The organism is Streptomyces sp. NPDC051183, assembly GCF_040682455.1.
Taxonomy (GTDB): Bacteria; Actinomycetota; Actinomycetes; order Streptomycetales; family Streptomycetaceae; genus Streptomyces.
The window spans coordinates 274,652-281,733 of sequence record NZ_JBFBBA010000003.1; the positions used below are offsets into that span (position 1 = coordinate 274,652).

7 protein-coding genes are annotated in these 7,082 nt (G+C 69.6%); 5 read left to right on the top strand and 2 right to left on the bottom strand.

Features of this window, described 5'->3' with window-relative positions; genetic code table 11:
• Positions 1 to 40 precede the first annotated feature (40 nt).
• A complete protein-coding gene (folK, locus tag AB0M99_RS04460; RefSeq protein ID WP_365917147.1) occupies positions 41 to 562 on the top strand; it encodes a 2-amino-4-hydroxy-6-hydroxymethyldihydropteridine diphosphokinase in 522 nt (173 codons plus the stop codon).
• Between the two features lie 122 nt (positions 563 to 684).
• Positions 685 to 1,779 (top strand): alpha/beta hydrolase-fold protein, encoded by a 1,095-nt coding sequence (locus tag AB0M99_RS04465; protein ID WP_365917148.1) that lies wholly within the window; start codon positions 685 to 687, stop codon positions 1,777 to 1,779.
• A 64-nt stretch (positions 1,780 to 1,843) separates the two neighbouring features.
• Here AB0M99_RS04465 and AB0M99_RS04470 read toward each other — a convergent pair whose 3' ends face one another.
• On the bottom strand, positions 1,844 to 3,196 hold the full coding sequence (locus AB0M99_RS04470) for a GNAT family N-acetyltransferase (RefSeq protein ID WP_365917149.1): 1,353 nt from the start codon (positions 3,194 to 3,196) through the stop codon (positions 1,844 to 1,846).
• Between AB0M99_RS04470 and AB0M99_RS04475 the strand changes: the two genes are divergently transcribed.
• From AB0M99_RS04475 to AB0M99_RS04485, 3 genes are all read left to right on the top strand, one after another.
• Positions 3,171 to 3,419 (top strand): hypothetical protein, encoded by a 249-nt coding sequence (locus tag AB0M99_RS04475; protein WP_365917150.1) that lies wholly within the window; start codon positions 3,171 to 3,173, stop codon positions 3,417 to 3,419. The genes AB0M99_RS04470 and AB0M99_RS04475 overlap by 26 nt on opposite strands.
• 148 nt (positions 3,420 to 3,567) lie before the next feature.
• The gene (locus AB0M99_RS04480; protein WP_365917151.1) at positions 3,568 to 5,082 is read left to right on the top strand and encodes a glycosyltransferase family 4 protein; all 1,515 of its coding nucleotides are present in this window, start codon (positions 3,568 to 3,570) and stop codon (positions 5,080 to 5,082) included.
• Between the two features lie 482 nt (positions 5,083 to 5,564).
• Positions 5,565 to 6,458: a hypothetical protein gene (locus AB0M99_RS04485; protein WP_365917152.1), complete on the top strand. Its 894-nt coding sequence runs from the start codon at positions 5,565 to 5,567 to the stop codon at positions 6,456 to 6,458.
• Positions 6,459 to 6,497: 39 nt separating this feature from the next.
• Here AB0M99_RS04485 and AB0M99_RS04490 read toward each other — a convergent pair.
• Positions 6,498 to 7,082 (bottom strand): AAA family ATPase (locus AB0M99_RS04490; protein ID WP_365917153.1); only part of this gene is annotated, 585 nt, incomplete at its 5' end.

A 7,082-nucleotide genomic window follows, 5' to 3' on the forward strand; every position in this document is an offset into this window, starting at 1 on the left:
TCGGGCGGACAGCCACTTCCACCACATCCCGGAGTCATCGATGTACTACGTGCGGAGCGAGTCGGCCGTGATCGCCCTCGGCGCGTGTCTCGGCAACCGGATGGAGACGCTCCAGGGTGCAGTCGACGCTTTCGGCGACACCCCGGGGCTCGTCGTCGAGGCCGTCTCCCCCGTCTACGAGGCGCCGTGCGGCGGGAGCGGACCGGCTTCCGCCGTGCTCAGTGCAGTCGCGCTGGTGCGCACCGTGCTGGCGCCGGCCACCCTGCTCGATCGCTGCCAGGCCGTAGAGGAGGCCTTCCAGCGGCGTCGCGGGGACCGGGTCGGGCCGGACACCATCGACGCCGATCTCGTGGGGTACGCCGCCCTGGTCTGCGACGACCCGGACCTGACGCTCCCGCATCCGCGGGCCCACGCGCGCGCCCGGGTCCTGGCTCCCTGGCACTGCCTCGAACCTGCAGCGGTCCTCGCGGGAGCGGGCCCGGTCGCGGACCTGCTGGCCGCGGCCGACACCTCCGAGGTGCGCCGCCGCCCCGATCTGGTGCTGAACCTGCCGGGAATTTGAAACCGAAACGACATCTTTTTGCATATTTTTGCAACCTTAAAGGTCGCGAAACGCATCAGAGGGAGCGAGGAACCAAACCGTTCTGCCCCTGAGGGCAGCCGCAACTGTTCGGAGCGACGTTCGTGCACGAGTACCCGCAGCCGCAGCCGCCCACGCGATCCCGTAAGAAGGTGTGGATCGGCTCCGCGGTGGCCGTTGCCCTGCTCGCCGGGGCCGGCGCCGGATTGGTCTTCTGGAAGACGGACTGGTTCGACGGGAACGGCGAGTCCGTCAGTTACGCGAAGCCCCCCGCCGCGGCGGACACGGGCAAGGACAAGGCGGCCGGCGGCGGGAAGCAGGCCCCGACGCCGAGCGCGGACCCCGACGTGTCGCTCCCCGCCGGACCGTTCGCCGACTTCAAGCAGACGGTCAAGCTGGACGACGGCACCCGCATATCCAAGGCCCGGGTGAAGGGCGCCAAGTCCGGCTTCGAGGGCAGCGTCTGGGTGTGGACGCCCAAGGAGTACGACCGGCCGGAGTACGCGAAGAGCGCCTTCCCGGTCATGATCGCGCTGCCCGGGGGCAACGGGAACGCCGACAACTACTGGGCGACCATGCCGCAGCTGGGTCTGCAGAAGGCCATCTCCGAGGGCGCCTCGGCCGGCAAGAGCCTCCCGTTCATCCTGGTCATGCCGATCCTCAACCCGGACAACAAGTTCTACTACGACGGCTCCGACATCCCGGGCCAGGCCAAGATGGGCACCTGGATCGGCGAGGACATACCCGACCTCGCCCGGGCCAACTTCCGTACCTACAAGTCCCGTGACGGCTGGGCCTTCATGGGCAACTCCTCCGGCGCCTTCGTCGGCCTCAAGCAGCTCCTGCAGAAGCCGGACCGCTTCCGGGCCGTCCTCGCCAACGGCGGCGAGATCGTCCCGGACTCCCCGCTCTGGAAGGGCCACCAGGCGGAAATGGACGCGAACAACCCCGAGAAGCTCGCCCCGAAGCTGATCAACGACAAGGGCCCCGAGGTGAACGTCCTCTTCCAGTACGGCACCAAGGAGGGCGGTCGCGAGCGGATGGAGAAGTTCCAGCAGCAGTTCGGCAAGGGCCCGATCAAGGTCTCGATCCACGAGATCCAGGGTGGCGACCACAACGGCTGGGACTACGTCCGGGGCATGAAGGAAGGCCCCCTGGAGCAGCTCAGCAAGCTGATGAAGGGCCCGAAGCCGCAGTAGCGGAGCCACGGAAGAAGGACTCGGCGGGCGGGCCCGTCCTCCGGGGGGAGGACGGGCCCCGGAGTCACAGCCGCGGCAGCAGCGAGCGGCAGAAGGCGTACGGCAGCCAGGGGGCCGCGGCCGAGGCGAAGGCGGTCGTCGCGGCGGTGAGCGCGCCGGGCCGGTGCTCACGGACCCGGCCCGCGCCGGCCAGTTCGGTGAGGGTGACGCCGCCCAGGTACGCCGAGCCGAGCGCGGAGGCGTCCAGGGTGAGGTCGGGGGCGTCGTAGGTACGGGTGCACACCGCCCCGGAGGCGTCCCCGGTGAGCCGCCAACGACCCTGGTTCCAGGGCGCCAGGACGTCCTCGATCTCCAGGACCAGGTCGATCTCGGTGGCGTACGCGCGGGCGGTCAGCGCGACGGGGGCGTCCACCACGCGCACGTACAGGCTGTCAAGCACCGTGGGCGTGCAGTGGCGGACGTCCGACACCAGGTGCAGGAACGGTTCGTCCACGGGCCTGTTCGGGGCGATCACCCTGGAGGTGAGGTCGGTCTCCAGCAGGAAGCGCCACAGCGTGGCGTAGGCGTGCGGGTCGCGGGCCTCGATGTCGCGTACCCGTACGGTGCCTTCGGCCGTGTTGGTGCGGGACCAGTCGACGGCGACCGCGTAGCGGGCGTAGCCGACGACTTCACCGTCGACCCGGGCGACGACGCATTCGAGCGGGGACGCGCCGTGGCGCCAGGCGGGCGGGTCGAGCAGCGGCAGCAGCTCCCAGCCGTCGGCGCGGGTCAGCATGCCCGGGCGCAGCGGGACCTGACGCGCGTAGAACTCCTCGCAGGCGTCGAGGGCCTTGTACGGGTCCTCCACGGTCAGCTCCACATCGGCGCCGCCGGCACCGTCACTGCCGGACCGGGCGGGGATCCGGACCCGGCGGGAGGCGATGTCCAGGGAGAGCTGCCGGGCCGCGACCCCGTAGCCGAACCGCCCGTAGATCGGCGCCTCGGAAGCGGTCAGTACCGCGAGCGGCTGGCCCTGGCGCTGGAGCGACTCCAGCTGATGGCGCATCAGGGTGCTGAGGACACCGCGCCGTCGGTGGGTCGGCTGGACGCTGACCATGGTCACCCCGGCGGTGTCCACGAGCTGTCCGCCGGGGACGGTCATGCGGAAGGAGAAGGCCCCGGCGGTGCCGATGATGGCGCCGCGGTCCTGGACGACCACGCAGCGCTGCGGCTCGGCGAGGGTTCGCCACAGCTCGGTGGCCTCTTGCGGTTCGGTCTCGTGGAACGCGCCGAGCACCGCGGCGTAGAACGACGGCCAGTGGTCGGCCGGCAGGGCGCGCACCTCCCACGAGGGGGGCGGGAGGCCGCGGTTGACGGGCCGGGTGGGGGTGGAGGTGGAGGTGGGTACGGGCGTGGACGTGGACGTCTTCGACGACATCTCGGGCACCTTCCTGGTTCTGGTTCTTGGTGATCGTCGCCCCATCTGTAGCAACGGGAACCAGGTGTTCACAGGGAGCCGGGCTGCTTCACGCCACCACATGCAGCCGTCGATCCATCAGGTGGCGTGGCGCGTTTGCCTGTTCATCCACGGCAGTTCGGTGCAAGGCATCCGCGGAACAGAGACGGTGGCTGTCCGTTTCTTTGGCCGGAACGCCACCTGAGACCCGGTTCATGGCCTTTAGGGCCATTGGTCCATGGATTCCGACCCGTACCTCCAGTGATGCTGATGGAGAGTCACATACACTCATGGGCTTCATTCTCCTCGGGAGGGGGTGTGCGGCCTCATGACCGGAGAGGACGAACATGCAGGTGGAGACCACCAAACCGGACCAGCCCCGATTGCGGATCCTGGTCCTGTCCGACGTCAGCGGACTGGGCCTGGGCGGGGTACCGGTGTTCAACATGGAGCTGTGCAAGGGCCTGGCGCAGCGCCACGACGTGACACTGCTGACGGTCGACCCGGACGACCGGTACGACGCCGCGAGCATGGGTCGGCAGCACGGCGACACGCGGATCGTCAACGTTCCGGATTTCACCCCCGGCCGCGAGCCGCGCGAAGCGCTGGAGAGCCTCGTGAAGGGCAGTCCGGCAGGGTACGGGCTACTCGCGCCCGGAGACGAACCGTTCCAACTGGTCATCGGCCACTCCCGATTCTCGGGACCGGCGGCCAAGTCGATCCGGGAGCAGTGGTTCCCGGACGCCCGGCTGATCCACTTCCTGCACACCAGCCCCGTGCGGCTGGACAAGATCAAGAACCGGTGGGAGAAGGGCGCCAGGAACGCCGTTTCCGAGCGCAGGATCATGCACCGGGCCGACCTCGTGACGGGTGTGGGGGCGCTGCTCACAGCCGAGTGCGAGCGCCTGTCCGATCAGGTGCTGCACGTGCCGGGGCTGCACGAGTTCGTACCCGGTACGGAGATCGGTGAACTGATCGCGGGGCCGCACGGCGGTGCCGAGCGGGTCGACCTCCTCCTGCCGGGACGGGCCACGGACGAGATCAAGGGCGTCGACAACGCGATCCGCACCATGGGGATCCTGAAGCAGCGTCATGGAGCGACTTTTCACCTGACGGTCCGGGGAGGGCCCGATCCGGTCAAGGAGCCCGCGGAGCACCAGAAGTGGGTGGCCAAGGTGAAGGAGTACGGCGCCGAAGGCAATGTGACGCTGCTGCCCTTCACCAAGAATCCGGACGACCTCGTCAAGGACCGTGAGCGTGCGGACGCGGTGATCATGCCGTCGCTGCACGAAGGGTTCGGACTGGTGGCCACGGAGGCGGCCGGGCGCGGCATACCCGTACTGGTCAACGCGGAGAGCGGCGCCGCCGGGTTCTTCGACAAGGCTCCGGGCGGCGGGAACTGCGTGGTCCGCGTCCATGAGGGCGAGTCGGTGCCCGAGGCCTGGGCCGAAGCCCTTGAGGGACTCCGGCAGGACCTGTCCGGCCGGTGGGACGAGGCCCGTACGCTCTACGGCTACCTCGCGGAGTACTCCTGGGAGCACGCGGGAGACGCCATGGCGCAGGCGGCCATGCAGACGGCGCCGGCGACTCAGCGCTCGTTCCGCCAGAGGTACTTCGGCCGCAGGACGAGGCAGGGCCCCGGCGGGACGGTGGTCCCCGCGGGCACCCGTACGGAGTGGACGGTCGGGCCGTGGTACGACGGCTCGGTCGGCTGGGCGCCGGGGGCGGCCCGCGAGCACGCCGCGTGGCACGAGATCAACCCCCTCACGCGCTCACAGAGCGTCAAGGAGCCCGCCCGGACCCGGCGTCGTCCCGCGCTCCAGCGCTCTCGCTCCACCCCGGCGCGCGCCACGGTCACGACCACCTGAGCCGGAGTCGTCGGACCCACCGGACTCGGGGAGGTGGGCGTCGAGCGCTTTGAGCCGGGCTTCGTCGTCGATGCCGTCGGCCGGAGGGTCGCCGAGCAGGCCGGAGACGACGAGGGCGGATCCCAGGAGGGTGCCGCACTTCTTCAGGTTCACGAAGGGTCCCACGGAGCGTGAAGGGGCAAGGGAAGGGGCAGGGGAAGGGGCGGATCGTCCGAGTGTGGGGCAGCCGGAGGCCGAAGGCCTCCACTTAACGGCTGGTCCGCCCCTTTCCCTAACCCCGCTTCAGCTCACCCTTAAAAAGGCCGTAAGAAAAGCGAATGAAGGCCGATTCGTGCAGTCTTCGTCTTTTTCCTGGCCTAGTGTCGATGTCATCCCCCTCCCGGGTCTGCTCCTTCGGGACTTTCGTCCCATCCGGCACGCCGGATTGCCGTGCCACACTGCTCACAACCAGTGTGAAAACGTCGACCGTGCGGTGGTGACCGATGCCCGGATCCGTTTACAGCACCCCATTCGAGCGTGCCCGGCAAAACCGGAGGGCCTTTCGTGCCCCCGCACGCGCAATACCCCAGCCCGAGCCACAACCCCTACCCCTCCCCCTCAGCAGCCAGGTCCGCAGCCTGCACGTCGACACCGAGCTCTTCGCGCAGGTCCACGCCAAGCTTCCCGAGGCCCTGCGTACCCCGCGGAACTTCGACCTGCTGGAGCAGGTGCTCTCGGGGCAGCACCTCATCGCCCTCGGGACGAGTTTCATCGGGCGCAGCGCGAAGCTGCTGGCGCACCTGACGGGCAGCAACCACACCTGGAACTACGACTGCCGGGTATGGATCTCGCTGCTGCCCGAAGGCCGTCCGTCGGGGCCCGTCTCCCTGCCGAACGCCACCGTCGGCACGGCTCACAAGGCGACGGGCTCCCTGGCCGACAGCAACACCCTCACCACCGGGCCCACCTTCTCCGCGACCGGCACCGCGGGCACCCTGATGGGCCTCCAGCAGCTGGGCGGCAACGCGACGGCGGGGGTCGCGTACAAGCGGGAGAGGGCAAAAGGCCACACCAGCAGTCTGGGGCAGGAGCGGACGGACACCCTGTCGTACGGCGAGGGGGCGCTCCAGTACGGGAACCGCGCGACGGTCCGCATCCGCGTCGAATGGGACAAGAAGCCCAACGCCCTTGCGTTGTGGGCCCGGGGGAAGCCGCACAAGGAGCACACCATCAGCCCGCAGGCCGGCGCCGGGGGCGGGGCCTCGGCGGAGCTGGAGTACGTCATCCCCAGCGCGCTGGTACCGCCGATGACCACCGACGCCGGGACGAGTACCGCTGCCGGGACCAGCACGAAGGCGGCCCGCTGGGCCAGGAACACCCCCGTGTACGAGGTCTGATCCCGGCCCGGCGCGGCGCGGCGCGGCCCGCCGCGATCCTCAGGCCTGCGGCATCTCCGCTTCGCTCCTCGCTCCCATCAGCAGGTGATCGTCGTCGGCGTGGACCCGTACGGTGTCGCCGTCCTTGACCTCGCCGGAGAGGATCTCCTTGGCGAGGCGGTCGCCGATGGCCGTCTGGATCAGGCGCCGCAGGGGCCGGGCCCCGTAGGCGGGGTCGTTGCCCTTGTCGGCGAGCCAGGCCAGGGCCTCGGGGGTGACGTCCAGCGTCAGGCGGCGGTCGGCCAGCCGCCGGGCCAGTCCTGCTATCTGGAGCTCGGCGATGTGGGCCAGCTCGTCCCTGCTCAGGGCGGAGAAGACGACGAGGTCGTCGAGGCGGTTGAGAAACTCCGGCTTGAAGGACGAGCGGACCACCTCCATGACTTGCGTGTGCTTGTCCTCCACCGATGTCGACCGGTCGACGAGGTACTGGCTTCCGAGGTTGGAGGTCAGGATCAGGATGGTGTTGCGGAAGTCCACCGTCCGGCCCTGCCCGTCGGTGAGGCGGCCGTCGTCGAGGACCTGGAGCAGGACGTCGAAGACCTCCGGGTGGGCCTTCTCGACCTCGTCCAGGAGCACCACGCTGTA